The organism is Pantoea sp. RIT413, from assembly GCF_003057675.2.
In the GTDB taxonomy this organism is placed as follows: domain Bacteria; phylum Pseudomonadota; class Gammaproteobacteria; order Enterobacterales; family Enterobacteriaceae; genus Pantoea; species Pantoea eucrina.
The window spans coordinates 201,688-224,973 of record NZ_QBJB02000002.1; the positions used below are offsets into that span (position 1 = coordinate 201,688).

General features: G+C 57.3%; 25 protein-coding genes. 13 read left to right on the forward strand and 12 right to left on the reverse strand.

Going from position 1 to position 23,286, the window contains the following annotated elements; translation table 11 throughout:
- The first annotated feature begins 8 nt into the window (after window positions 1-8).
- From DBY66_RS04550 to crtB, 5 genes are read left to right on the forward strand one after another with little or no spacing between them, the layout of a single operon-like run.
- Entirely contained in the window at window positions 9-914 is a 906-nt protein-coding gene (locus DBY66_RS04550; protein WP_071668403.1) for a polyprenyl synthetase family protein, read from the forward strand.
- A gap of 12 nt (window positions 915-926) precedes the next feature.
- Complete coding sequence (locus tag DBY66_RS04555; protein WP_108569816.1) at window positions 927-2,204, forward strand: glycosyltransferase; 1,278 nt, start codon at window positions 927-929, stop codon at window positions 2,202-2,204.
- Window positions 2,204-3,376, forward strand: a complete 1,173-nt coding sequence (crtY, locus tag DBY66_RS04560) for a lycopene beta-cyclase CrtY (RefSeq protein WP_108569815.1) — start codon at window positions 2,204-2,206, stop codon at window positions 3,374-3,376. Before DBY66_RS04555 ends, crtY begins: the two co-directional genes overlap by 1 nt.
- On the forward strand, window positions 3,373-4,854 hold the full coding sequence (locus DBY66_RS04565; RefSeq protein WP_071668406.1) for a phytoene desaturase: 1,482 nt from the start codon (window positions 3,373-3,375) through the stop codon (window positions 4,852-4,854). The genes crtY and DBY66_RS04565 overlap by 4 nt, the downstream gene beginning before the upstream one ends.
- Window positions 4,851-5,780 (forward strand): 15-cis-phytoene synthase CrtB, encoded by a 930-nt coding sequence (gene crtB, locus DBY66_RS04570; RefSeq protein ID WP_071668407.1) that lies wholly within the window; start codon window positions 4,851-4,853, stop codon window positions 5,778-5,780. The genes DBY66_RS04565 and crtB overlap by 4 nt, the downstream gene beginning before the upstream one ends.
- On the opposite strand, the gene DBY66_RS04575 is transcribed toward crtB, so the two are convergent.
- Complete coding sequence (locus tag DBY66_RS04575) at window positions 5,719-6,252, reverse strand: sterol desaturase family protein (RefSeq protein WP_040113672.1); 534 nt, start codon at window positions 6,250-6,252, stop codon at window positions 5,719-5,721. The genes crtB and DBY66_RS04575 overlap by 62 nt on opposite strands.
- Window positions 6,253-6,365: 113 nt before the next feature.
- Window positions 6,366-7,766, reverse strand: a complete 1,401-nt coding sequence (gene clcA / locus DBY66_RS04580) for a H(+)/Cl(-) exchange transporter ClcA (RefSeq protein ID WP_040113673.1) — start codon at window positions 7,764-7,766, stop codon at window positions 6,366-6,368.
- Between the two features lie 266 nt (window positions 7,767-8,032).
- Here clcA and glsB point away from each other — a divergent pair, with 266 nt between their 5' ends.
- A complete protein-coding gene (gene glsB, locus DBY66_RS04585) occupies window positions 8,033-8,956 on the forward strand; it encodes a glutaminase B (protein ID WP_108569814.1) in 924 nt (307 codons plus the stop codon).
- A 3-nt stretch (window positions 8,957-8,959) separates the two neighbouring features.
- On the opposite strand, the gene DBY66_RS04590 is transcribed toward glsB, so the two are convergent.
- A complete protein-coding gene (locus DBY66_RS04590; protein WP_108569813.1) occupies window positions 8,960-9,901 on the reverse strand; it encodes a D-2-hydroxyacid dehydrogenase in 942 nt (313 codons plus the stop codon).
- 186 nt (window positions 9,902-10,087) lie between these two features.
- Between DBY66_RS04590 and DBY66_RS04595 the strand changes: the two genes are divergently transcribed.
- Both DBY66_RS04595 and DBY66_RS04600 read left to right on the forward strand, forming a co-directional pair.
- A complete protein-coding gene (locus DBY66_RS04595; protein WP_071668411.1) occupies window positions 10,088-10,486 on the forward strand; it encodes a DUF2946 domain-containing protein in 399 nt (132 codons plus the stop codon).
- A gap of 74 nt (window positions 10,487-10,560) precedes the next feature.
- Window positions 10,561-12,291: a DUF2534 family protein gene (locus DBY66_RS04600; protein ID WP_108569812.1), complete on the forward strand. Its 1,731-nt coding sequence runs from the start codon at window positions 10,561-10,563 to the stop codon at window positions 12,289-12,291.
- 39 nt (window positions 12,292-12,330) lie between these two features.
- Here DBY66_RS04600 and DBY66_RS04605 read toward each other — a convergent pair whose 3' ends face one another.
- The 3 genes from DBY66_RS04605 to DBY66_RS04615 form a co-directional block, all read right to left on the reverse strand.
- Window positions 12,331-13,347: an NAD(P)-dependent alcohol dehydrogenase gene (locus DBY66_RS04605; protein ID WP_040113682.1), complete on the reverse strand. Its 1,017-nt coding sequence runs from the start codon at window positions 13,345-13,347 to the stop codon at window positions 12,331-12,333.
- 185 nt (window positions 13,348-13,532) lie between these two features.
- A complete protein-coding gene (locus DBY66_RS04610) occupies window positions 13,533-13,919 on the reverse strand; it encodes a cupin domain-containing protein (protein WP_071668413.1) in 387 nt (128 codons plus the stop codon).
- Between the two features lie 76 nt (window positions 13,920-13,995).
- The gene (locus DBY66_RS04615) at window positions 13,996-14,874 is read right to left on the reverse strand and encodes a LysR family transcriptional regulator (protein ID WP_108569895.1); all 879 of its coding nucleotides are present in this window, start codon (window positions 14,872-14,874) and stop codon (window positions 13,996-13,998) included.
- A 131-nt stretch (window positions 14,875-15,005) separates the two neighbouring features.
- Between DBY66_RS04615 and DBY66_RS04620 the strand changes: the two genes are divergently transcribed.
- On the forward strand, window positions 15,006-16,181 hold the full coding sequence (locus tag DBY66_RS04620) for an MFS transporter (protein ID WP_040113685.1): 1,176 nt from the start codon (window positions 15,006-15,008) through the stop codon (window positions 16,179-16,181).
- Here DBY66_RS04620 and DBY66_RS04625 read toward each other — a convergent pair.
- Entirely contained in the window at window positions 16,178-17,113 is a 936-nt protein-coding gene (locus tag DBY66_RS04625) for a LysR family transcriptional regulator (RefSeq protein ID WP_108569811.1), read from the reverse strand. The genes DBY66_RS04620 and DBY66_RS04625 overlap by 4 nt on opposite strands.
- A gap of 123 nt (window positions 17,114-17,236) precedes the next feature.
- On the opposite strand from DBY66_RS04625, the gene DBY66_RS17980 reads away from it, so the two are divergent.
- Window positions 17,237-17,389 carry a hypothetical protein gene (locus DBY66_RS17980; RefSeq protein WP_233499564.1) on the forward strand — a complete coding sequence of 51 codons (153 nt, stop codon included), beginning with the start codon at window positions 17,237-17,239 and terminating at the stop codon, window positions 17,387-17,389.
- Entirely contained in the window at window positions 17,386-17,499 is a 114-nt protein-coding gene (locus DBY66_RS17985; protein WP_233499565.1) for a DUF2798 domain-containing protein, read from the forward strand. Before DBY66_RS17980 ends, DBY66_RS17985 begins: the two co-directional genes overlap by 4 nt.
- A gap of 24 nt (window positions 17,500-17,523) precedes the next feature.
- Here the strand turns inward: DBY66_RS17985 and DBY66_RS04635 are convergent, their stop codons facing one another.
- Both DBY66_RS04635 and DBY66_RS04640 read right to left on the reverse strand, forming a co-directional pair.
- Window positions 17,524-18,483 (reverse strand): sensor domain-containing diguanylate cyclase, encoded by a 960-nt coding sequence (locus DBY66_RS04635; protein ID WP_108569810.1) that lies wholly within the window; start codon window positions 18,481-18,483, stop codon window positions 17,524-17,526.
- Between the two features lie 27 nt (window positions 18,484-18,510).
- A complete protein-coding gene (locus DBY66_RS04640; protein ID WP_108569809.1) occupies window positions 18,511-19,191 on the reverse strand; it encodes a hypothetical protein in 681 nt (226 codons plus the stop codon).
- Between the two features lie 115 nt (window positions 19,192-19,306).
- Between DBY66_RS04640 and DBY66_RS04645 the strand changes: the two genes are divergently transcribed.
- Window positions 19,307-19,690, forward strand: coding sequence for a glyoxalase/bleomycin resistance/extradiol dioxygenase family protein (locus tag DBY66_RS04645; RefSeq protein WP_071668417.1), 384 nt, complete (start codon window positions 19,307-19,309; stop codon window positions 19,688-19,690).
- 119 nt (window positions 19,691-19,809) lie between these two features.
- Here DBY66_RS04645 and DBY66_RS04650 read toward each other — a convergent pair whose 3' ends face one another.
- Window positions 19,810-20,490, reverse strand: a complete 681-nt coding sequence (locus tag DBY66_RS04650; RefSeq protein ID WP_233499566.1) for a DUF2268 domain-containing putative Zn-dependent protease — start codon at window positions 20,488-20,490, stop codon at window positions 19,810-19,812.
- Window positions 20,491-20,942: 452 nt separating this feature from the next.
- Here DBY66_RS04650 and DBY66_RS04655 point away from each other — a divergent pair, with 452 nt between their 5' ends.
- On the forward strand, window positions 20,943-21,485 hold the full coding sequence (locus tag DBY66_RS04655) for a cysteine hydrolase family protein (RefSeq protein ID WP_071668419.1): 543 nt from the start codon (window positions 20,943-20,945) through the stop codon (window positions 21,483-21,485).
- A gap of 119 nt (window positions 21,486-21,604) precedes the next feature.
- Here DBY66_RS04655 and DBY66_RS04660 read toward each other — a convergent pair whose 3' ends face one another.
- Window positions 21,605-22,105, reverse strand: coding sequence for an adenylate kinase (locus DBY66_RS04660; RefSeq protein ID WP_108569808.1), 501 nt, complete (start codon window positions 22,103-22,105; stop codon window positions 21,605-21,607).
- A 449-nt stretch (window positions 22,106-22,554) separates the two neighbouring features.
- Window positions 22,555-23,250, reverse strand: a complete 696-nt coding sequence (locus DBY66_RS04670; protein ID WP_071668515.1) for a B3/4 domain-containing protein — start codon at window positions 23,248-23,250, stop codon at window positions 22,555-22,557.
- Window positions 23,251-23,286: the final 36 nt, after the last annotated feature.

Here is a 23,286-nt window from a genome sequence, read left to right on the forward strand (position 1 = left end):
TAGCCGCTATGACCGCCCATGCCGAAATTGCAGCAAATCAGGAAAACGATCTTCGCCAGCTTTGCCATGCTCTGCAGGAGAATCTTGAGCTGCTACTGCCAGCCGGACAGCCCTCCGATCGCGTGCGGGCCGCTATGCGTGCCGGCACGCTGCCGAGCGGTAAGCGCATACGTCCGCTGCTGCTGTTACTGGCGGCGCGTGACATGGGCTATGACCTGACAAAGCGTGGCATTCTCGATCTCGCCTGCGCGGTTGAAATGGTGCATGCGGCCTCGCTGATACTGGATGATATTCCCTGCATGGACGATGCGCTGATGCGACGCGGTCGTCCCACCGTGCATCGCGAGTTTGGCGAAAACGTGGCTATCCTGGCAGCAGTCGCGCTGCTCAGCCGCGCTTATGAAGTTATCGCGCTCGCGCCGGATTTGCCCTCCCAGCACAAAACAGACGCCATTGCTGAACTCTCTGCGGCGGTAGGTTTGCAGGGGCTGGTTCAGGGTCAGTTTCAGGATCTGCATGAAGGTGGACAGAGCCGCAGCCCGGAAGCGATTGCCATAACCAACGAACTGAAAACCAGCGTGCTTTTTCGCGCTGCGCTGCAGATGGCGGCGATTGTGACTGATGCTGCGCCGGTAATGCGTCAGAAACTCAGCTACTTTGCGCAGGATCTGGGCCAGGCTTTTCAGCTCCTGGACGATCTTGCTGATGGCTGCAAACATACCGGTAAAGATATTCATAAAGATCAGGGCAAATCGACGCTGGTTCAGATGCTGGGGGCTGACGGTGCGGAGCGCCGTTTGCGTGAGCATCTGCGCAGCGCTGATGAACATCTTGCCTGCGCCTGTCACCGCGGCGTTGCAACCCGTCAATATATGCATGCCCTGTTTAATCAGCAGCTGGCAATGTTCAACTAACGCGGATCATTTATGGGGCATTTTGCCGTTATTGCGCCGCCACTCTATAGCCATTTTCACGCGCTGCAGTCACTGGCACAGACCCTTATCAGCCGCGGGCATCATATTACCTTTATCCAGCAGGCCGACGCACGTACGCTGCTGACCGATGAACGCATCGCCTTTACTCCGGTGGGTGAACAAACTCATCCGGCCGGATCTCTGGCGGCGGCTCTGCAACGCCTGGCCGCGCCCGGCGGCCTTTCCCTGTTTCGTGTAATCAATGATATGGCTGAAACCACCGATATGCTGTGTCGTGAATTACCGGCGGTATTGAAAAAACTGCAGGTGGATGGCGTGATTGCCGATCAGATGGAGGCATCGGGCGGGCTGGTGGCTGAGGCGCTGGGCCTGCCGTTTATTTCCGTTGCCTGCGCGCTGCCGGTTAATCGCGAAGCGGGCATTCCGCTGGCGGTGATGTCGTTTCGCTATGGTCAGGATGAGAAGGCGCTGAAACGTTTTGCGGCCAGCAGCCGCATGTATGACCGCATCATGCGTCGTCATCGCCACGTGATCGCTTACCATGCGCGCGCATTTGGTTTATCGCCACGTTCAGGCCTGCAGGATTGTCTCTCATCGCTGGCCCAAATCAGCCAGCTGGTGCCGGCATTTGATTTTCCGCGCCATCAGCTTCCCGCCTGCTATCACGCCGTAGGGCCGCTGCGTCAGCAGAGTATCACGACTCATCTGCCGCCGCCGTGGCCCGCGCTGCGTCAGCCGGTGGTCTACGCTTCGCTGGGTACGCTTCAGGGACGCCGCTTTCGGCTGTTTCTGCGCCTGGCGCGCGCCTGCTGCAATCTCGGATTATCACTGGTTGTTGCCCACTGCGGCGGGCTGACCGCGCATCAGGTACGCAAGCTGGAGCTGGCCGGGGCGGCCTGGGTAACCGATTTTCTCGACCAGCACGCTGCCCTGCAGCATGCCCAGGTGTTTATTACGCACGCCGGACTGAATAGCGCGCTGGAAGCGCTGGCGCAGGGCATTCCAATGCTGGCGCTGCCTATTGCGTTTGACCAGCCCGGTGTGGCATCGCGTATCGAATGGCATGGCGTGGGGCGTCGCGCCTCACGCTTCAGCCGCACTCATCAGCTGGAGACACATTTGCAACTGCTGCTGTCCGATTCTCACTACCGTCTGCGCATGTCCGCGATTCAGGCGCAGCTGCAGCGCGCCGGCGGCTGTCAGCGTGCGGCTGATATCGCTGAACAGGCGCTGTGCCGGCAACAGATTGTGCTGGCGGAGGCGACCTGATGTCAGAAACACATGCCGATCTTATTCTGGTGGGGGCCGGGCTGGCAAACGGGCTGATCGCCCTGCGGCTGATGCAGCTGCAGCCGGCCCCTGACATTCTGCTGCTGGAGAGTGCCGCTCAGCCGGCAGGCAATCATACCTGGTCGTTTCACCGCGACGATGTCAGTGACGCACAGTTTACCTGGCTGGAGCCGCTGCTATCCGCGCGCTGGCCAGGCTATCAGGTCCGCTTTCCGGCGCTGCGGCGTAATCTGCGCGGGGAGTATTGTTCCATCGCCTCACAGGACTTCGCCCGCCATCTGCGCGAAACGCTGGGAGACAGGTTGCGCACCGCAGCGCCCGTGCGCAGCGTAACACCGCAAAGCGTAACCCTGGAAAACGGCGACGTGCTGCACGCCCGCGCCGTGATTGATGGACGCGGCCTGCAGCCCACGCCACATCTGCGGCTTGGTTATCAGTCGTTTGTCGGTCAGGAGTGGCATCTGGCGCGTCCGCACGGCCTGCAGCAGCCGGTACTGATGGATGCCACGGTCGATCAGCACAGCGGCTATCGCTTTGTCTATACCCTGCCGCTCAGCGCTGAACGGCTGCTGATTGAAGATACCCACTATATCAATCACGCCACGCTCGATAGCGAACAGGCACGACAAAACATCATGCACTATGCAGAGCAGCAGGGCTGGCAGCTAAGCCGCCTGTTGCGTGAAGAACAGGGTTCCCTGCCGATCACGCTTGATGGTGATATTGAACGCTTCTGGCAGCAGCAGCAGGGTCAGCCCTGCAGCGGGCTGCGCGCCGGACTGTTTCATGCGACCACGGGCTATTCGCTGCCCTCTGCCGTTGCGCTGGCGGATGAGATCGCGGCTGCCCTGCCCTGTAATGCAGAAATGCTCAGCCAGCGTATTGAACAGTTTGCCCGCCGCCAGTGGCGCAAGCAGCATTTTTTCCGCCTGCTCAATCGTATGCTGTTCCTTGCCGGACGGCCGGAAAAACGCTGGCAGGTTATGCAACGTTTTTACCGGCTTGATGCCGGTCTTATCAGTCGCTTTTACGCCGGAGAGCTCTTTCTCAGGGATAAAGCACGCATATTATGCGGTAAACCACCGGTGCCGGTGGGAGAAGCGCTGCGCGCACTGTTGATGACTCCTTCGCTACCAGGGAAGAAAGAATGAAACGTACTTATGTGATTGGCGCGGGCTTTGGCGGCCTGGCTCTGGCTATTCGTCTGCAGGCGGCGGGTATTCCGACCACGCTACTGGAGCAGCGTGATAAACCCGGCGGGCGCGCCTACGTATGGCAGGATGAGGGCTTTACCTTTGATGCCGGTCCGACAGTGATCACCGATCCCAGCGCCATTGAAGCGCTTTTCACGCTGGCCGGAAAAAAACTCAGCGACTACGTTGAGCTGATGCCGGTCACGCCCTTTTATCGTCTCTGCTGGGAAGATGGCAAGGTGCTTGATTATGACAATAATCAGACCCTGCTGGAGCAGCAGATCGCCGCGTTTAATCCGCAGGATGTTGAAGGCTATCGCCGGTTTCTTGCCTATTCACAGGCGGTATTTAAAGAGGGGTATCTCAAACTCGGCACGGTGCCGTTCCTGAATTTCCGCGATATGCTGCGCGCCGGCCCGCAGCTGGGCCGCCTGCAGGCGTGGCGCAGCGTATACGATATGGTGGCAAAATTTATTCAGGACGATCATCTGCGCCAGGCCTTTTCGTTCCACTCTTTACTGGTGGGCGGTAATCCGTTTGCAACATCCTCTATCTACACTTTGATTCATGCGCTGGAACGCGAATGGGGCGTCTGGTTTCCGCGAGGCGGTACCGGCGCGCTGGTCGATGGCATGGCGCGGCTGTTTCGCGACCTCGGCGGCGAGCTGCTGCTTAATGCCGAAGTGAGCCAGCTGGAAACGCAGGGTAATCGCATCAGCGGCGTGCAGCTAAAAGATGGACGTCGCTTTGACGCCAGTGCCGTAGCCTCCAATGCTGATGTCGTACATACCTATGACCGGCTGCTGCAGCACCATGCGGTCGCCCGTAAGCGCGCCGCCACGCTGAAGCGGAAGCGAATGAGTAATTCGCTGTTTGTACTCTATTTTGGCCTTAACCAGCCGCACGCTCAGCTGGCGCACCATACGGTCTGCTTCGGCCCGCGTTACCGCGAGCTGATTAATGAAATATTTAACAGCAACCAGCTGGCGGACGATTTCTCGCTCTACCTGCATGCACCCTGCACCACCGATCCGTCGCTGGCACCGGCAGGCTGCGGCAGTTTTTATGTGCTGGCGCCGGTTCCGCACCTTGGCACTGCCGCAATCGACTGGCAGCAGGAAGGGCCGCGCTTCCGCGACCGTATTTTTGCTTATCTTGAGGAGCACTACATGCCAGGCCTGCGCGATCAGATAGTGACACAGCGTATGTTTACGCCGGAAGATTTCCGCGACACGCTGCACGCACATCAGGGCTCAGCGTTTTCGCTGGAGCCGATCCTTACCCAAAGCGCCTGGTTCCGGCCGCATAACCGCGACGCCGACATCAGCAATCTCTACCTGGTCGGTGCGGGCACGCATCCCGGCGCTGGCGTTCCGGGTGTCATCGGCTCAGCTAAAGCTACCGCGCAGCTGATGGTAGAGGATCTTGCCGGATGAATCAGCCCCCCCTGATTGAGCAGGTCACGCAGACCATGGCGGCGGGCTCGAAAAGCTTCGCTACTGCAGCAAAGCTTTTTGACCCGGCTACGCGCCGCAGCACGCTGATGCTCTATGCCTGGTGTCGTCACTGTGATGATGTGATTGACGGCCAGACGCTGGGTGAAGGTGGCACGCAACATCAGGTGGCAGACGCGCAAACGCGCATGCAGCATCTGCAGATTGAGACCCGCCGCGCATACAGCGGCGCGCATATGGATGAACTCGCCTTTCGTGCGTTTCAGGAAGTGGCGCTGACGCATGAACTTCCGCCCCAGCTGGCGTTTGATCATCTGGAGGGGTTCGCTATGGACGCGCGCGAAGAGCGCTACATCACCTTTGATGACACACTGCGTTACTGCTATCACGTAGCGGGCGTCGTGGGTCTGATGATGGCGCGCGTAATGGGCGTACGCGATGAGAACGTACTCGATCACGCCTGCGATCTCGGCCTGGCGTTTCAGCTGACAAATATTGCACGCGATATTGTTGAAGATGCGCAAAACGGGCGCTGCTATTTGCCGCAAAGCTGGCTGACGGAAGCCGGGTTACGTGCCAGTCAGCTGGCCGATCCGCACTATCGTGCGGCGATAGCGCCGCTGGCTGCACGCCTGGTAGCAGCGGCGGAGCCTTACTACCATTCGGCCCGCAGCGGGCTGCCCGATCTGCCGTTGCGCTCGGCGTGGGCTATCGCGACGGCCCACGGGGTGTATCGCGAAATCGGGGTAAAAGTGCAGGATGCGGGTATGCGGGCCTGGGATGCGCGGCAGCGCACCAGCAAAGGGGAAAAGCTGGCGCTGCTGCTCAAAGGCGCGGGGATTGCGCTTACTTCTCGCGTGGCGCGTCCGCAGCCGCGTCCTGCCGATCTGTGGCAGCGGCCGCGTTAGGTTTGCGACCGTGACGTTCACGCAGCGTAGCCTGCAGCTTATGCAGCGGCGGAGCGTAGAGAAAACCAAACGAGACGCAACCTTCACGCCCGCGCACCGCATGATGCATCCGATGCGCCATATATAAACGCTTCAGATAGCCTTTGCGCGGAATGTAGCGAAACGGCCAGCGCTGATGCACCAGCCCGTCATGCACCATAAAATAGAGCGCGCCGTAGGTGGTCATCCCGGCGCCGATCCACTGCAGTGGCCACATGCCCTGCACGCCATAGTAAATCAGCCCGACTGAGAGCACGGCAAACACAACGGCGTAAAGGTCGTTGAGTTCAAACCTGCTGGTATGCGGTTCATGATGAGAGAGATGCCAGCCCCATCCCCAGCCGTGCATAATATATTTGTGCGAGAGCGCCGCCACTGCTTCCATCAGTGCAACGGTTGCCAGCAAAATAAGCGTGTTCCATAACCAGAGCATGGTGCGTCCATTTTAAAAGGTCAAAGAGTAAAGGTGGACTGCGATACGGGATGCCGCAAGTCAGCATAGGTGAAATAAGCGCGAGGGTCACGCTTATCTCTGCCACAGCCGGGTCAGCTGGCATCGCGCGACAGCGGTTCTTTCAGCGGGGTTTTCGCCAGCGTGCGCGCCAGCAGTGATGAATAGAGCGGCTTGCCGCCAAAAAACTGTGCCGCCAGCGTAGCGCCCAGACAGGTAATGATCATCGGCAGGATCAGCTGATAATTGCTGGTCATCTCCAGCACCAGCACAATCCCCGTCAGCGGCGCACGGACCGACGCGGCAAACAGCGCGCCCATACCGGCAACCGCAAAGGTGCCCGCTTCCAGATGCCACGCCGGAAACCAGGCTATAGCGATCTGGCCAAAACAGGTGCCCAGCAGCGTACCCAGCGTCAGCATGGGCGCAAAAATGCCGCCCGGTGCGCCGGAGGCAAAGCAGCAGAGCGTCACCAGCGTGCGCAGCATAAAAAGACCAAACAGCATCAGCGCGCTATATTCGCCGCCAGAGAATGCCGGGATCAGCGTTATCCCGCCACCGGCCGCCTGCGGCAGCAGCATACTCAGTACACCGCAAAGTCCGGCCAGCACGCTGCCCCACAGCACCCACGCCGTGGTGCGCCCGCGATGCAGACGCTGAAAGCGATCCTGCATGGTGAAGATCAGCCGGTTAAACGCGACGCCGACAGCGCCAAACACCACCCCCAGCAGCAGATAGAGCCATAATGTATCAGTGGGCGCATCTCTGAGCTGGCCGATATCGATGATAGCGCTATTGCCCTCGCAGAGCCGGTAGACGATGCTGGCCATGATGACGCCAACAAATACCGCTTTGATTGAAACCAGACTGTAGCGAAACTGCGGACGCATCTCTTCAATAATAAATAAAATCCCCGCCAGCGGTGCGTTGAAGGCCGCTGCAAGACCGGCTGCCGCACCAGTTGCGAGCAGCGTGTGGCGCGATTCAGCGCTGCGCAGGCGAAACAGATCGCTGCACATGCCGCCGATATTCCCGCCCAGCTGCACCGTCGGTCCTTCCCGACCCAGCACCATCCCGGAACCGAGTGCGCCCATGCCGCCAAAAAATTTTACCGGCAATACGCGCCACCAGCGTACCGGGCGCAGCTCTTCCAGCGCACCTTCAATTTCCGGAATGCCCGAGCCACCCGCCTCAGGCGCAAAGCGGCGCACCAGAAAATAGCCCACGCCGCCCATGATGGCAGAGGCGGCAAAGGCAGAGATCGCTCCGGTCACGAAACCGCTATGCTGTGCAGTGAGCGTATCGATACGCAGCTGCAGCATCAGGTTGACCGCCCGGTTAAATGCCACACCCACCAGGCCGGTCAGGGTGCCGACCAGCGCCGCCAGCAGCAAAAGCCTTACCGGCGTGGTGTCCCGGCGCAGCAGCGTTTGCAGCCGCATAAACCGGCCAGGGCGACGCATAGTCTCTTCAGCGTCAGAAGGTGTAACAGGCATCAGTTTCTCCTAATCAGAAATCCATGTGCAGCGTCCCGGCGCCCTGCACCGTTCCAGCATAGTCAAAAGCGGGCAGCCCGTAACCTGGTCATTCGCAACAGAATTTTACGTTGCGGTTAATTCATATACAGTCCGCAACCGCGCTGTCACCGCGCGCGACAGAATGTGTCACAGAATTGCGGCTGGCGGATTGACGCGGCGCCTGCAAATCACCATCATCCTGGCCATCGCCCTTGTGGCCAGATTCATTACTATCGGAGCGGGATGTGTCAGAACTCAGTAACGCATTGCTTGAAGAGATTATCAGCGAGGTCCGGCCGCTGACGCGGCAGGGAAAGGTGGCGGATTATATTCCGGCGCTGGCGGACGTGGATCCTGACCAGCTGGGGATCGCGATCTGTACCCCGTCCGGCGAGTGCTATCAGGCGGGTGATGCCGCTACGCGCTTTTCAGTGCAATCCATCTCTAAGGTGCTGTCGCTGACGGTGGCCCTGACGCTGTATGAAGACGCTGAAATCTGGCAGCGCGTGGGTAAAGAGCCATCCGGACAGGCGTTTAATTCGCTGGTCCAGCTGGAGCTGGAGCAGGGCAAACCGCGTAACCCCTTTATTAACGCCGGCGCGCTGGTGATGTGCGATTTGCTGGAGAGCCGCCTGACGGCTCCGCGCCAGCGCATGCTGGAATTTGTCCGTGGCCTGGCGCAGCAGGAGGATATTCTGTATGACCGCGGCGTCGCGCGCTCTGAGTATGAGCACTCTGCCCGGAACGCTGCCATTGCCTGGCTGATGAAATCGTTTGGCAATTTTAATAACGATGTCAGCAAGGTGATGGAAACCTATTTTCACTACTGTTCGCTGGCCATGAGCTGCAACGAACTGGCGCGTACATTTCTCTATCTGGCCAACCAGGGACGCACACAGGATAATCGCCGGGCGGTGATCTCGCCGCGTCAGGCGCGTCAGGTGAATGCGCTGATGATGACCAGCGGCATGTATGATGGCGCCGGCGAATTTGCCTGGCGGGTGGGCATGCCGGCCAAATCCGGCGTGGGCGGCGGCATTATTGCGGTGATCCCGGGGGAGATGAGCATTGCCGTCTGGTCTCCGGCGCTGGATCGCTCAGGCAATTCACTGGCCGGCACCGCGCTGCTGGAGAAGCTGAGCGACCGCCTGGGCCGCTCGGTATTCTGACCCTTAGCTCACCTGATTACGCGGTTTATCCTGCGCAAACGCCTCCAGGTTGGCTTCAATACCGCGCAGCAGATTCGCCACGCCCTGCCGGGTTGCCCAGGCGATATGCGGCGTCAGCAGCAGCCGGGGCACGTCGGGTTGCAGCAGCGGATGCGTAGCGGGTGGCGGCTCACTGCTCAGCACGTCCAGCGCCGCGCCGCCGAGGGTTCCCTGACGCAGCGCGGCCGCCAGATCCTCCTCTTCAATCAGTCCGCCGCGCGCGGTGTTGATCAGTAACGCTCCCGGTTTCATCGCGGCCAGCGTCTGCCGGTTGATCATCTGCTGCGTCTGCGGCGTCAGCGGGCAGTGCAGCGTCAGTACGTCGCTGCGCGCCAGCACCTCATCAAAGGCGGTATAGCCGGCGCGGATGGCTGCCGCCCCCGGCCGTTCAGCATAGAGCACCGTCATGCCCAGCGCCTGCGCCATCTCACCCGCTGCGCTGCCAATATCGCCTTTGCCGACCACGCCCAGTACCGCACCCTGAATATCCTGCAGCGGCTCGCGATGGATACAAAAGTGCGGCGAGGCGGGCCACGCGTCGCGGCTGCTGATGGCGTAATCCATCAGATGTCGCCGCAGCGCGAACAGCGCAGCGATTACCCCCTCCGCCACGCTGCGGGTGGAGTAGCCGGGTACATTGCTGACCACAATGCCCTGCGCCCGGCAGGCGTCAAGGTCGATACAGTCATAGCCGGTAGCCGTGACGCAGATATAGCGCAGTTCAGGCAGCTGCCGCAGCGTGTCGGCGCGCAGCGGGACTTTATTTGTCATGGCTATCGTCGCCCCCTGCAGGGCAGACACAATCTCCGCGGGTGCGGTCTGTCCGCGCCAGACCCATGCACTGCACCATTCTGGCTGCGCCGGCCGTTCGGGCAGCGTATCACCATCCAGCATCACTATTTTCATCTTCGCTCCGCTTTATTGTTTCTGCACTGTTCTCATCAGGTTGCAGTAAGGTTAACAAAAACGGCGTCCGGGGTGAGCTTTTTCAAAAAATGCGAATTATTTCCCTCTCCGGCGGCGTTTGTTTAACGCGGCAGCGGCAATCGCGTTACAATTCCGCCTCTTCTCTGACGTGACCTGCTATCTGCTATGACGGTTTTACCTGCACTTCGCCAGCGCTTTACTGCCTGCCTCGCCATTCTGGCGGTGCTGCTGCTGTTTGTTGCGCCGGTGGTGTCGAAAAGCCTGATTGAGCAGCAGCGCGTTTCGCAGCCTGCCCCGGCCATGATGGAGATGGATCATCATCAGATGATGGAGCACGCCATGCCGGGCATGATGCATCATGACGCGGACGACGGCGAGCTCGCCTGCGGCTACTGCGATCTGCTGGTGCATGTGCCGCTGATGATTTGGGTGTTTATTCCCTTTATCTGGCTGATGCTGCTTCACTCCCGTGCGCCACCGCTGCCGCGGCGCGCGGCACCCGTAGTGCGCAGGCGGGTGGCCATACCCCGCCCGCGCGGACCGCCTTCCCCGCTTCTTAACTGAATCCGCTTTAACGTGGCGCGGACGCAGCGTGCTGCCCGTCGCCCCGGTTGTTTACTTTCAGAAGGAAGACGCTTTTGTCTGCTGTTAATTCTGCAGCACCGCGCGGCGCGGTGCTCAATCTGCTTCGCCGCCTGCATTTTTATATCGGCCTGTTCGTTGCGCCGTTTATCTTTATTGCTGCGCTGAGCGGCACGCTCTATGTGCTCACGCCTCAGCTCGAACAGCTGGTCTATCACGATGCGCTGACGGTAACGCCCGCTGGTGAACCGCAGCCGCTGTCGGCTCAGATCGGCGCGGCACGTGCCAGGGCTGGCGCAGATGCGCATATTTACGCGGTGCGACCGGCACCGGGTGCAGAGGAGACCACCCGCGTGCAGTTCAGCGATCCGGCGCTGGGCGCCTCGACCTCGCGCGCGCTGTTTATCGATCCCTATACCCTGCAGATAAAGGGAGATATGCCGGTCTACGGAACCAGCGGCATACTGCCGCTGCGCACCACGCTCGATTTGCTGCACAGCAGCCTGCTGCTGGGCGATGCCGGACGCAACTACAGCGAGCTGGCGGCAAGCTGGCTCTGGGTAGCCGCGCTGGGTGGCGTGGTGTTGTGGCTGGCGACCCGGCCGAAGCGCCGGCTTAAACCGGCACGCAGCGGGTTGGCTTTCAGCCGCCACTGGCACGCCACCCTGGGACTGCTGCTGCTGCTCGGGCTGCTGTTCTTCTCTGCGACCGGCCTCACCTGGTCACAGTGGGCAGGCGCGAACATCGATAAAATGCGCAGTGAGCTGAACTGGCTGACGCCGCAGGTCAGAACGGTACTCGATCCGGATGCACCGGTCGCCCCCGCCGATCCGCACGCCGATCATCACAGTATGTCAGTGACCGATATGGCGGCGATGCGCAAACCCGGCATGCCCATGATGAAACCGGCGCCCGCCAATATGCCCGATGCTGACTGGGACCAGGCGCTGAATGCCGCGCGCGCGAACGGGATTGATGCAGCGAAAGTGGAGCTGCGCCAGCCGAAAAACAGCGGCAGCGCCTGGACCGTCACGGAAATCGATCGCCGCTGGCCCACGCAGGTGGATGCGGTGTCGGTGGATCCGCACAGTTTCGCGATCGTGGATCGCGCTGAATTTGCCCGCTTTCCGCTGGTGGCAAAACTGACCCGCTGGGGCGTGGATGCTCATATGGGCGTGCTGTTTGGTCTGCCCAATCAGCTGCTGCTGGCTCTCTTTGGTTTCGGCCTCTGTACCATGATTGTGCTGGGCTACCGCATGTGGTGGCTGCGCCGTCCCGCCTCGGCTGCCGCCAGCCCGCTTGAGACGCTGACGGCAAGCTGGCTGGCGCTGCCGCTCACGGCGCGCCTGCTCTCCCTGCTGCTGGCCGTAGCGCTGGGGTATGCGCTGCCGGTCATGGGTGTCAGCCTGCTGCTGTTTTTAGCCATCGATTATCTGCGCTGGCGCAGGCAGCAGCGTACGCCAATGACTGAAGCGGAGATCCTCGCTGCACAGCAGTCACCGCTGGGCATTATTCGCGCCCGCTTTACGGTCAAACGTAAAGAGATGCGCTATTTTCTGCGTGGCCTGTTCATTCTGGCGCTGATTGTCGGTACGGTGATGAGTAATGCGATTATCGGTGGCGTGATCGATCAGTATGGTATTCCGTTCAGTCACTGGTCACTGACCATGTATCTGACGCAGGGCTTTATGATTACGCTCTATACGCTGGTATTTACCGGACTGATGTCGATTCCGCTCTGGTACTTCTTCCTCGGCGAGCAGGACGATTCAGCAAACAAAGAGTAAAAAAAAGAGGTGGCTCAGCCACCTCTTTTCATCTTTGCATCAGAAATCAGCTTTCAGCACGACGCGGTAGTTCGCTTTACCGGCGCGCACATGCTCCAGCGCATCGTTGATTTTTGACATCGGGAACTCTTCTACCTGCGGCGCGATATCAGTACGCGCGGCGAGGCGCATCAGCGTACGCAGCTGGCCCGGCGAGCCGGTAGAGGAGCCGGTTACCGCGCGATCGCCCATGATCAGGGTAAATGCCGGAACCGGGAACGGCTTCATTACTGCACCGACGGTATGGAACTTACCGTGCGGGGCCAGCGCCTGGAAATAGGGCTGCCAGTCGAGATCGACCGCAACCGTACTGATAATCAGGTCAAACTGACCCGCCAGCGCCTTCAGCGCTTTTGGATCGCGGCTGTTGACCACGCGATCGGCGCCCATCGCTTTAACAGATTCAGTTTTGCTGGCGTTTGAACTAAACGCGGTCACCTCTGCACCCATGGCACGCAGCAGTTTGATGGCCATATGGCCCAGACCGCCAATTCCGATGACGCCGACGCGGCTGTTAACGTTGATGTTGTGCATCAGCAGCGGTTTGAATACGGTAATACCACCGCAGAGCAGCGGGCCGGCTGACGTGATATCAATTGATTCCGGTAGCGGGATCACCCACTGCCAGTCCGCACGCAGGTGGCTGGCGAAGCCGCCTTTGTTCATAATGGTCGGGACAGAGCCTTTTTCGCAGTTTACCTGCTCGCCGTTAATACAGGCATCGCAGTGCTGACAACTTTTCGCCGTCCAGCCGATGCCCACGCGCTGGCCCACTTTCAGCCCTTTGTTTTGCGCTGCGGCTCCCAGCTCGCTAATGCGGCCGATAACTTCATGCCCGGCAATGACCGGGAAAGAGGAGATGCCCCACTCATTGTCGATCATAGAGAGATCGGAGTGGCAGACACCGCAGTAGTCCACTTCGACCATCACCTCTTCCGCGTTCAGCGGACCAGCTTCATATTCGTGCGGCACCAGTGCTTCGCCCGCTTTCATCGCGGCATAGCTTTTGATTTTCATTCCAGTCCTCTGTTTTTTAGTTACGACCCGGCAAGTTTAGCAGAGGCGCCGTGATGATTTAGGCGAGCAACCAGGCAGCCAGCCCGATCAAAACGCTGCGGGGCGCAAAAAGCATTAAGGGTTAAAGCGAACCGGGTGCAGATCGGCGCTGTTGCGCCTCCGGTCACTCTCCACCCGGCTCAACGCTAAAACTCCGGCTCTTCACCCGGCAGCGGCTCAGAGAGCGACTGCCCCTCTGCCCCGGCATAAAAAATAATCAGCTCGGTCGCCTGCTCAGCGGTATAGCCGCGATGCGCACTGTTAACCGTCTCATTCAGCGCTTCACCGGCATTAAAATGCTGGCGCCGGCCGCTCTCTTTATCTTCAATAATCAGCTGGCCCGACAGCACGTAAGCCGTGTTGGGCATGGGATGCGTATGCCACGGCAGTTCACTGTGGGGCGGCAGCGACATGCGCATAACGGAAATCTGTGGCTTGCCTGACGGATAGCAGTCGTAAGCCTGACCGTTCCATGCGGTGCCGCTCTCTGACACCAGTTCATGCACGATTTCACTGTTTTTTGAGTTCGTCATCTTTTCTCCTGTTACTTTGCGCGTTACCGGAGTGTAGAACATTGCTGCGCTTACCGACGCGCGCGCTGGATTTTGCTCAGCGTTCAAGCTGCTCCCGGCATTCGCTGAAGAGTCCGATAAGATGATCGGCCACCGCGCGTACGCGACCCGACGTTGCCAGATCGGCGTGCATTACCAGCCACAGCGGCTGATCGGCACTACTGTCGCGCTGCAGGCAATGCAAACCGCTGGCTCTGGCCATAAAGTGCGGCAACACGCCAACGCCCAGTCCGGCCGTCACCGCCGCAACCTGCGCGGTCAGCGTGTTGGCTTCCAGCCGGCAGGGCCTGCCGCGCAGCACGCGCTTGATCCAGCGGGCGGCAGGCAGATGCTGGTGTGATTCAGACCAGCCGATACAGGGCGCTTCATTGAGGGTAAAAGGTGCTGAAGCGTGCAGTAATGACGGCGCCATATACAGACCGAATCCCAGGGTTCCCAGCCGTCTGATGGTCAGGTTGCCCGCCTCAGGGCGAACCAGACGAATCGCCAGATCGGCCTCTCTGCGGTGCAGATTGACTGACTGCACCCCGCTCAGCACCTCCAGCCGAAGCGCCGGATGCGTCTGCAGCAGAGACGGCAGTGAAGGCAGAATAAAATGGGTGGCCAGATTATCCGACGTTGCCAGCCGTACCGGTCCGGCCACCGCTCCCTGCAGCTGCGCTTTTTCGGTCACCGCCCGCCCCGCCTCTTCCAGCGCCTCCGCCCGCTCCAGCAGCGCTTCGCCATCATCCGTTAGCCGGTATCCGCTCTGATGCCGGCTGAACAGCGGCAGTCCCAGCGACTGCTCCAGCCGGTCCAGCTTTCTGGAGACGGTCGCGATGCCGGTTTCCAGCGCACTCGCCGCGCCGCTCAGCGTTCCGGCGCGGGCGATTGCCAGAAAGATCCTGATGTCATCCCAGTAAAATTCACTCTTCATAGTTTCCATTTATGGAAAATAGCCTTCCATTCTCCGCACTGTTTTCCCGATTTCGATCAGATGATACTGCGCATCCCCGGGAAGTTAAACCGGTTGAGAATTCCGGAATCTGAACATAAGGAGACTGCACCATGAATGACACTGTTATCGCTACGCACGCTGTGCCAGCGCGTAACTGGATTGCTATTGCCGCGCTCGGCCTCAGCGCTTTTACTATTGTCACCAGCGAGCTGGCGCCGGTAGGGATGCTGAACGCCCTGGCAAACGATCTGCACCAGCCTGCTGCCACCACCGGACTGATTGTTACCGCTTATGGCTGGGTCGCTGCGCTGGCTGCACTCTGCTCCGGCATGCTGCCAGCACGCACTCCGCGCAAGGCGCTGCTGGTTGGATTAATGGTGATTCTGGCGGGCTCCTGTCTGATGGCGATGCGCGCTTACGCTCTGCCCGCGCTAATGACCGCCCGCATTACCGGTGCGCTGGCCCATGGCGTATTCTGGGCGCTGATTGGCACCGTTGCCGCCCGGCTGGTGCCGGCCAGCAGGCTGGGACTGGCGACATCAGTGATATTTGGCGGCGTCTCAGCCGCCAGCGTACTGGGCGTACCGCTTGCCAGCTTTATGGCTGCTGCTGCCGGCTGGCGCAGCGCGTTCGGTGCCATTGCGCTGCTTGCACTGGCCGCCGCCGTGGTTCTCTGGCGCACGCTTCCGGCTCTGACGCCTCCTGCCCCCTTAAAACTGAATGACTATCTGGCTATTTTTCGCCATCGCACGCTGCTGACGCTGTTTGGCGCAACGGCAGCCGTCATCACCGCGCACTTTGCCGCGTTTACCTATATCGATCCGCTGCTGACGTTAAAGCAGGGTATTGCCCCTGCTGCGGTTTCCGCCCTGCTGCTGATGGCCGGCATCGCCGGCGTAGCGGGCAATATGATTGCCGGGAAGTTGATCGATCGGCATCTCAGGGGCCTGATTCTTTCAGCGCTGCTGCTGAGCGCGCTGGCGCTGGGCGCACTCAGCATCGCCGCATTGCCGCACGGCCTGACCGCGCTGCTGCTGGCACTCTGGAGCGCCGGGATCGCAGTAATATTCGTCGGGCTGCAGACCTGGCTGCTGCGCAGTGCCGGTACGGCCGCGCAGCCCGCTTCTGCGCTCTATGTCGCGATATTTAATGCCGCCATCGGCAGCGGTGCGCTGGCAGGAGGACATCTGGCTGGGCTTATCGGCCTGCAGAAGATGGTGCTGATGGCAGCAGCAGTGATGCTCGTCAGCAGCCTGTTCATACTGCGGCTGCGCACTCCGCGTTAATCACCCCGGACCGGCGCCGATGACATCTTTTCATCTGTGGCAACCGCTGCCGCAATGTAATCAATAAACGCCCTGACTTTTGCGCTCAGGGCGGAACGCTCACTGACGCAGGCGTAAATGATCATCGGCAGCGACTGAATCGCCTGTTTGTCGTCAGTAAACAGCGGGATTAGCTGGCCGCTGGCGATCAGCGGCCGGGCGATAAAGCTTGCCAGCCGTGCAATTCCGCCACCGCTGACGGCAATTCTGGCAATAATATCGATATCGTCACTGATAAAACGGGGATTCAGCCGGGCGGTAACGACCTCCCCGTCTGCGCTGAAGCTCCAGGGAAGAAACCGGCCATCTGTGGGATAACGAAACACCAGACAGGCGTGCTCGCTCAGCTCGTCAATGCGTTGCGGAGTACCTGCACGGGAGAGATAAGCGGGTGCCGCACAGAAAATAAACGGCAGGGATGCGATTTTTCGCGCCACCAGCCGATCGTTCAGCTGCGCCTCAATGCGCAGGCTGACATCGATATTTTCCAGCCGGTGATCGACATCACGATCGGTAGCGATCAGTTCTATGTCAATTCCGGGGAACATTTCATTAAAAGCCGGCATAAGAGGGGCAACCACGTAGCGGCCAAACGCCGCGGTGGTGGCAATGCGCAGCGGACCCTGCGGTCCGGTTTCCACAGCGGCAGCCTGCGCAGCAAGCGCAATATCATACAGTATATGGCGGACTTTGGCGTAATAACGCTGACCGCTTTCCGTCAGGACCATACTGCGGGTGGTACGTGAAAGCAGACGCACGCCGAGGTGTGTTTCGAGCCGGGCCAGGCTCTGGCTTACGGCTGCAGCACTCATTCCTCTGGAGCGGGCAGCAGCGGCAATAGTGCCGTTTTCCACTACGCGAACAAAATTGTCGATCAACCCCAGCATATCCATCAGCGGCCCGCTCTTTTCGTAAATGTTGCTTAGCAATGATTAAAGCACAGCTGTGCTTTTTTTGTCCGGCACAGGCCCGTAAGGTAGCCGCTGTTTCTTAACTTACCGGTCAGGAGAGATCTTATGATTAAAGCAATTGCGTCAGCTGGCGTGCGCTTACGGCTGCCACATCGGGTTACCCCTTATATATTTTCTCTGTACATGGCGACCATTATGGCGTTTCTGATGAGCTGGTTATTACGCTGGCAGAGTCTGGTCCAGGCCCGCATTATATGACAAATGTGATGAATGCTTATCAGGTGGCGATGCCTGCTGCCTTTGTCTGCATTCTGCTTGTACGTCCGGTGGTTATCCGGCTGGTGGCGCTAACCGTTCACGGCCACTAATCTCCTGCACAGCTGGCCGCGTGCTTAGCGCGGCTTTTTTCGACGCTTTTCGGCATACATCACGCTGTCGCTCTCGCCGATCATTTCCGCGAGCGAGGCATATTTGCCTGCCTCACTGGCGATCATGCCAAACGAGTAATTAATGTTGTAGGGCTTAGCCGCCTGCTGATTCCATACTGACAGCGCCTCGCGCAGCCGGCACAGGTAGGCTTTAGCATCGCTTTGCCGGGCCAGCAATACAGCAAACTCATCGCCGCCGAGACGGCCTGCAATGTCATCCGGTCCGAGCTGCTGATAGAGCAGCGCGGCGAAGATCTTCAGCACGTTGTCGCCTTCTGCATGGCCCCACAGGTCATTGATAGGCTTGAATTTGTCGAGGTCAAAATAGAGGATGGCAAAGTCGCGATCCTGCTGCTGCAGTTGCTGAAACCGCTTTTCTCCCATCGCATAAAACCCGCGCCGGTTGGGAATATCCGTCAGGCTGTCCACCATTGCGATGTGCGTGACCTGAAATTCATTTTCGACAATCGCCGCCACGTCTTTCATTGCGGCAATGTCTTCGTCGGTAAAACGGCGCGGTTCGCTGTTAGCCAGACACAGAGTACCGGCAACGGCACCGTCGGGCAGCCGCACCGGATACCCCACATAAAAACGGATAAACGGCGTGCCGGTCACCAGCGGATTGTCATAAAACCGCGCATCTTCGCGCGCGTCTGTGATGATTAAAGGCTCATCCAGCATAATGGCATGCGCGCACAGAGAGATGTCGCGTTTCATCTCGCGGCCGTTGATCCCCTGACACGCCAGCGCCCACTGACGATCGCGATCGATAAGGTTGATTAGCGCTATCGGTACCTGAAACAGCCGGCGGGAAATGCGGGTCAGTCGTTCAAAGCGCTCATCGTCCTGCGTATCCAGCAGGCCAAGTTTGTGGAGCGACTTCAGCCGCGCAGCTTCATTTTCCGACATTCCCGGCAATTTCATAGCAACCTCTTCTCTTTTCGCCCTGGACTATTTTAAGGGATAGCACTCTGTCCAGTTATAGTTAGTTTTCACCAGCGTCAGTTCCCCGGCTACATCACCGAACGTGGCGGCCTGATGCTTAAAGAAAAACGCGCGCACAGGTTCAGGTAAAAACGCCGCCCCGTAGCGCAGCAGCGTGCTGTGCCAGAAGGGAGCCGGCAACGCTCTGCCGGCATGGCGCATCAGGATTTCATTTTTCCACTGAGAATCGAGCACCTTTGCACAGAACTGCTCGCGCAGCGCCAGCGCAGGATGTGCCGGGATCCCCGCCAGCAAAAGCTGATCGGGTAACGCTACCAGCCGCAGATGCGTAATCACAACTTTTTCCGCTGCAAATTCACGCCAGATTGCCATTAATTGATCCACTTTCGCTGGCAGTGGCTCATCTGCGTGATAGAGCGGCAGAGTCAGGGGTAAGAAAGTAAAATGCAAACCGCAGGCGGGCAACGTATCGGCAAGCCGGTCACCTGCGGTGAGCTGAGTTAACTTCGCAATAAGGCGTGAAATATCTGCGGTCACGGAGGGCCGTATGCCCGTTGCCAGCGCGAGCCGGGTCGGATCGTAGTAGTTTTCCTCTCTGACCTTCCCGATACCTGCATTTTCCGCCCACACTGCCGCAGTATTGTTATTCACAGCGTGATATCTGTTTTGCAAACTTATTGCGTTCATAGCAACCCTTCAGGCATCAATTTAAGCATCGGCTTGTGGTCATATATTTGTCAGAAACAACGACTAATGACCTGGGCCTGGCGGATTGCTTACTTTGCATACTCAGATGTCACTAATGAAAATTTCACATTTAGCTTTATGGACGGGAAATATTGAAGCGCAAAAAATATTCTGGCGAGACTATTTTGGCGGAACCCCTAATGAGTTATATATCAGCAAAAACCGGCCCGGTTTTTCCTCTTATTTTATCAGCTTAAGTGAAGGACCTACTATTGAGCTAATGCACCTGAAGGGTATGGCAGAGGGACAACACGGTGCAGAGCTTACCGGCTGGGCGCATGCTGCTATCGACGTTGGCTCCCGCCACCGGGTTGATGAAATGGTTATTAAAGCATCCGAAGATGGAATTTTAGTGAGTTCGGCTCGCCTCACAGGTGATGGTTATTATGAAGCTATCATCAAGGATCCCGATAGCAATCTTATTGAAATTATGGGTTGAATTTTTGTGAGCAATAACCTGCTTATAACTCAGCTGCATTATTATTTTGATTGTCAAAACCAGAACGTCCGTTTTTGCCTGCAAAACGGACGTTCTGAATAAACAGGACACGAATATTTTTAAATGAACATCCTGAAATCCTCAGCGCTAATATCTGCCAGCGCTGAAGCTTTCAGATGCGAAGAGGCTGCCAGATACCGGGAAATCAGCTCAAAGCCTGCGGTGTATCCCAGCCACTTTGGCAAATCGCCGGTTCCGTAAAACCAGGCATTGTGATCGTAATCGGTGCGATGCCAGCTGTCATGCAGTTGCCGGGCGAAGGATTGAATAATATCTGAGTTGAGGCTTTCCCAGAGTTCAGGTTTACCGCCTAGAAGCTCAAGAGAAAAGTGCCCGGCAAGTCCTTCAGAAACGATAGCTTCCCCTAACGTTGAGCCGTATCCGGGCCCTGCCCACCTGGCCGCATGGTGCAGTTCATGAGCGAACATTCGCTCAAGCGAGTGCGCTTCATTTTTACAGAATGCCGGGTTTTCAGGGTCGACCGTTAAATAGATAACGCCTGGCTCAGGACAAAAACCCGTGTGCCCTTTTTCAGGGATCACAAACTTTCCGGCTTTAACCACCACATCCAGCGAAGGAACCGGCATCAGCCGCTGAGCTTTTTCATAGGTAGCGGTCAGGCTGGCCTGAAGCCATTCACGGTGAGCGGTCAGTTTTTGTTGGGCATTCAGAATATGCAGGGTTATGTGAGGCATGTCAGCACCATCCAAAAACGAGAGTATATATCCGCCTGCCAGCAAACATATAGTGAATCTCCTGATCCGCCATTACAGATCGCGCTATCTGCTTCTGACACAAAGCCGCCTTTTATGCAGTGATGCTATATCAGACATTACCAGGTGGCCTTATGTGAAAAACGGAAGTCATATTACCATGCATTATCTGGCCTGGATGTCACAGGAAAAAACCGATATCAGTCAACGGACATATCTGTTGTAACAGGTGAGTTATGGTGTTAAAACCAGAAAACAGCTTTTTTAAGTTATTATGTTTCCTCTTACTGTCACCAACTTATAAGCGAAAACCAGGCGATGATTAAGTCAGTTCAGTCAACAACCACCGTCACAACCACCGGCACCTTCGGCGGCGTGAGCGCATCTGTGACTGGCACCTGACAAAACAGACTCTGACTCCCCGCCAGACCGGACGGGGAAAACGATCTCTCCGTTCATAACTTACCGAATGGAGATATATTATGATTTCTGAAAATGCGCTTTTAATTATCGATATGCAGCACGGGCTTTTTCGCGGGCCGGTTTCCCCCTATTCCGCGGCTTCTGTACTCTCGAATATCTGTCTGCTGATTGAAAAAGCCAGGCGGGCTCAGATACCCATCTTTTTTGCGCGCCATACCGGACCTGATGACTCTCCTTTCTCAGAGCAGGGGCCGTTAACCCGACTTATACCTGAAATGAACGTGCACGCTGAGCGTGATGTCGTGTTTATTAAAAAGCATCCCAGCTGTTTTCAGAATACGGACCTGCAGCATCAGCTCAGCCAGCGAGGTATCAGGGAACTGGTTATCGCCGGGATGAAAACAGAATTTTGTGTGGACACGACCTGCCGTGCAGCGTCGGAACGCGGATTCAGGACAGTGCTGATTTCAGATGCGCATACCACAATGGATAACTGCTGCCTGTTAGCTAAAGAGATCGTCAGCCATCATAATGTCACGCTGGCTGGCCCGTTTGTTACGCTATCCACTGCGGCCGACTGGAACGTTATCGGGAAATGAGTATTAACTGTAGCCGCCCGCAGGGCGGCTGAAGACACTACGCTCAACGTATAGAACAATCCGATCTATCGGCCAGTGTCCGCTATGAGTGAGGAGCGGACGTTTAATGAACTGCATTATCAAAGTTGAGTGAGGAACTGATTGATATCTTCGCGACTAGCTAGCTTTATTTGGTTCTCGGGACTGACTTTTGAAAAGACAGTAAGATGCCCCTCATAACTACTCGACCCGGTTCGTATTTCATACAAGGAAGCCCATTCCAGCAAGGCTTTATAATCTTCAACAGATCCATTGTTCCTTATCCCCCTGACTTCAATGTTTTCAACACATTCGCTTGGCTTAGGCGTCAGCCATATGACATGAGAAGCGTAATAAGAGACTTGATCAGCGATCCAGCCATATACGCCCTCAATAATCCAGCGTTCTTTATTTGCTATTGCAAGAACATCTTTAATCACTTCTGTCTTTTCCCTGGCTCTCCCGTAACCATCTTGTTCCCAGTAAAGAGTATCTAAATCTGTAACAGGTAATGTTTTGAATTCAGAGATACGTGCAGCAAGCCAACTTTTGCCTGAACCGCTATTTCCCATAATCAGCACACGCTGTAAGTCATTGCACATGTTTATGCTCTTATTATTAATCACTTCTGAAAACGTATGATATATAAAACAAAATGTAGTAAAAACCTGTTTCTGCAGAATCGGCACTTTATAAATTGATGATCATCTCATTTCTTTCTGCTTGAGAGAAAAAATGTCTGCTTCTGGCACATAGCGGACGGAGTTCGATGAACATCTGCTAAGAGCGAGAAGCGTGCTTTATACGTTTATCGTAAAGTTTGTCATTCAGGCAGAGCGTTGCCTCTGACTGGTCTGCGGCATGAGAGGCAAGCGTGTAGTTTATCCGTAAAGGTGAAATGGGTAGTGCCGGGATTATCATAAATGCAAACCGATACAGACACGTGGAAAAAGGAGGCGCCTGCCCTCTTTTCATCCACGTTGCTGGCGGTAGACGGGGTTAATGAAAACGCCGTCAGGCCGGTAAACATACATGCCTCTCCTGAAGGGTGTTACTGATGTACTTCTTGGATGAGAGAGGCCTCGAACTCTACACCGGGCATCATTTTTTTCAGGCCGTCTGTCAGCATCTTCCCGGCTTCGTGAAGCATCTCCAGCGGCATCTGGGGAAGACTCTCAAGGATGAACCACATCTGCTGTGCTTCGACACCCAGGCGAGTTCTGATCCCCTGGCGCCAGTTCCAGCGTCGGCAAGTCACACCGGCCTCATCACACCATATCACCTCACCCTGCGAAGGATATTCAATGGTGGTCTCGCCTTCTTTAAGCGTATCAAAAGGTTCTGTTCCTTTTGCCACAGTCAGGCATGGTGCTCCCTGATAGGCAGAGATATTTTCGCCACCCACCGGCACAGCATAACGAAGACTGACAGCATTATAGAGATCAACAATGGGGTCGAGCGCCGGCATTGTACCGTCGCGCAATACGCGCTTACGCAAGGCATCAGCTGAACACGGCGTACGCTTGGGCTTAGCGCCAAATTTCTGGAAAACTTCCCCCCAGGCGGCCAGATGAGATTCCGCCCATTCTGGCTGACCCGCCAGAACTGCTTTACATGCATCCTGTAGCGCAGCTTCTCCTGCACCAGGATTTATCACCGGTGCGGCTTGCACGACGATACTCAATGCCCGAAATCCAGGTGCAATGCGATAAATATCGGGAGCAATTGACGGAGATACTTTTAACACGAGATAATCCTTTAATGACCAATTTACATCATGATA

Bases quoted from the DNA above. Each gene is read 5' to 3' on its own strand.
- crtY (WP_108569815.1), top strand. From the start codon at position 2,204: ATGTCAGAAACACATGCCGATCTTATTCTGGTGGGGGCCGGGCTGGCA.
- DBY66_RS04605 (WP_040113682.1), bottom strand. From the start codon at position 13,347: ATGAAAATCAAAAGCTATGCCGCGATGAAAGCGGGCGAAGCACTGGTG.
- DBY66_RS04590 (WP_108569813.1), bottom strand. From the start codon at position 9,901: ATGAAAATAGTGATGCTGGATGGTGATACGCTGCCCGAACGGCCGGCG.
- clcA (WP_040113673.1), bottom strand. From the start codon at position 7,766: ATGCCTGTTACACCTTCTGACGCTGAAGAGACTATGCGTCGCCCTGGC.
- DBY66_RS04610 (WP_071668413.1), bottom strand. From the start codon at position 13,919: ATGACGAACTCAAAAAACAGTGAAATCGTGCATGAACTGGTGTCAGAG.
- DBY66_RS04645 (WP_071668417.1), top strand. From the start codon at position 19,307: ATGAAAATTTCACATTTAGCTTTATGGACGGGAAATATTGAAGCGCAA.
- DBY66_RS04550 (WP_071668403.1), top strand. From the start codon at position 9: ATGACCGCCCATGCCGAAATTGCAGCAAATCAGGAAAACGATCTTCGC.
- DBY66_RS04575 (WP_040113672.1), bottom strand. From the start codon at position 6,252: ATGCTCTGGTTATGGAACACGCTTATTTTGCTGGCAACCGTTGCACTG.
- DBY66_RS04555 (WP_108569816.1), top strand. From the start codon at position 927: ATGGGGCATTTTGCCGTTATTGCGCCGCCACTCTATAGCCATTTTCAC.
- crtB (WP_071668407.1), top strand. From the start codon at position 4,851: ATGAATCAGCCCCCCCTGATTGAGCAGGTCACGCAGACCATGGCGGCG.
- DBY66_RS04595 (WP_071668411.1), top strand. From the start codon at position 10,088: ATGACGGTTTTACCTGCACTTCGCCAGCGCTTTACTGCCTGCCTCGCC.
- DBY66_RS04640 (WP_108569809.1), bottom strand. From the start codon at position 19,191: ATGAACGCAATAAGTTTGCAAAACAGATATCACGCTGTGAATAACAAT.
- DBY66_RS04620 (WP_040113685.1), top strand. From the start codon at position 15,006: ATGAATGACACTGTTATCGCTACGCACGCTGTGCCAGCGCGTAACTGG.
- DBY66_RS04635 (WP_108569810.1), bottom strand. From the start codon at position 18,483: ATGAAATTGCCGGGAATGTCGGAAAATGAAGCTGCGCGGCTGAAGTCG.
- DBY66_RS04625 (WP_108569811.1), bottom strand. From the start codon at position 17,113: ATGGATATGCTGGGGTTGATCGACAATTTTGTTCGCGTAGTGGAAAAC.
- DBY66_RS17985 (WP_233499565.1), top strand. From the start codon at position 17,386: ATGACAAATGTGATGAATGCTTATCAGGTGGCGATGCCTGCTGCCTTT.
- DBY66_RS04565 (WP_071668406.1), top strand. From the start codon at position 3,373: ATGAAACGTACTTATGTGATTGGCGCGGGCTTTGGCGGCCTGGCTCTG.
- DBY66_RS04615 (WP_108569895.1), bottom strand. From the start codon at position 14,874: ATGAAGAGTGAATTTTACTGGGATGACATCAGGATCTTTCTGGCAATC.
- DBY66_RS17980 (WP_233499564.1), top strand. From the start codon at position 17,237: ATGATTAAAGCAATTGCGTCAGCTGGCGTGCGCTTACGGCTGCCACAT.
- DBY66_RS04660 (WP_108569808.1), bottom strand. From the start codon at position 22,105: ATGTGCAATGACTTACAGCGTGTGCTGATTATGGGAAATAGCGGTTCA.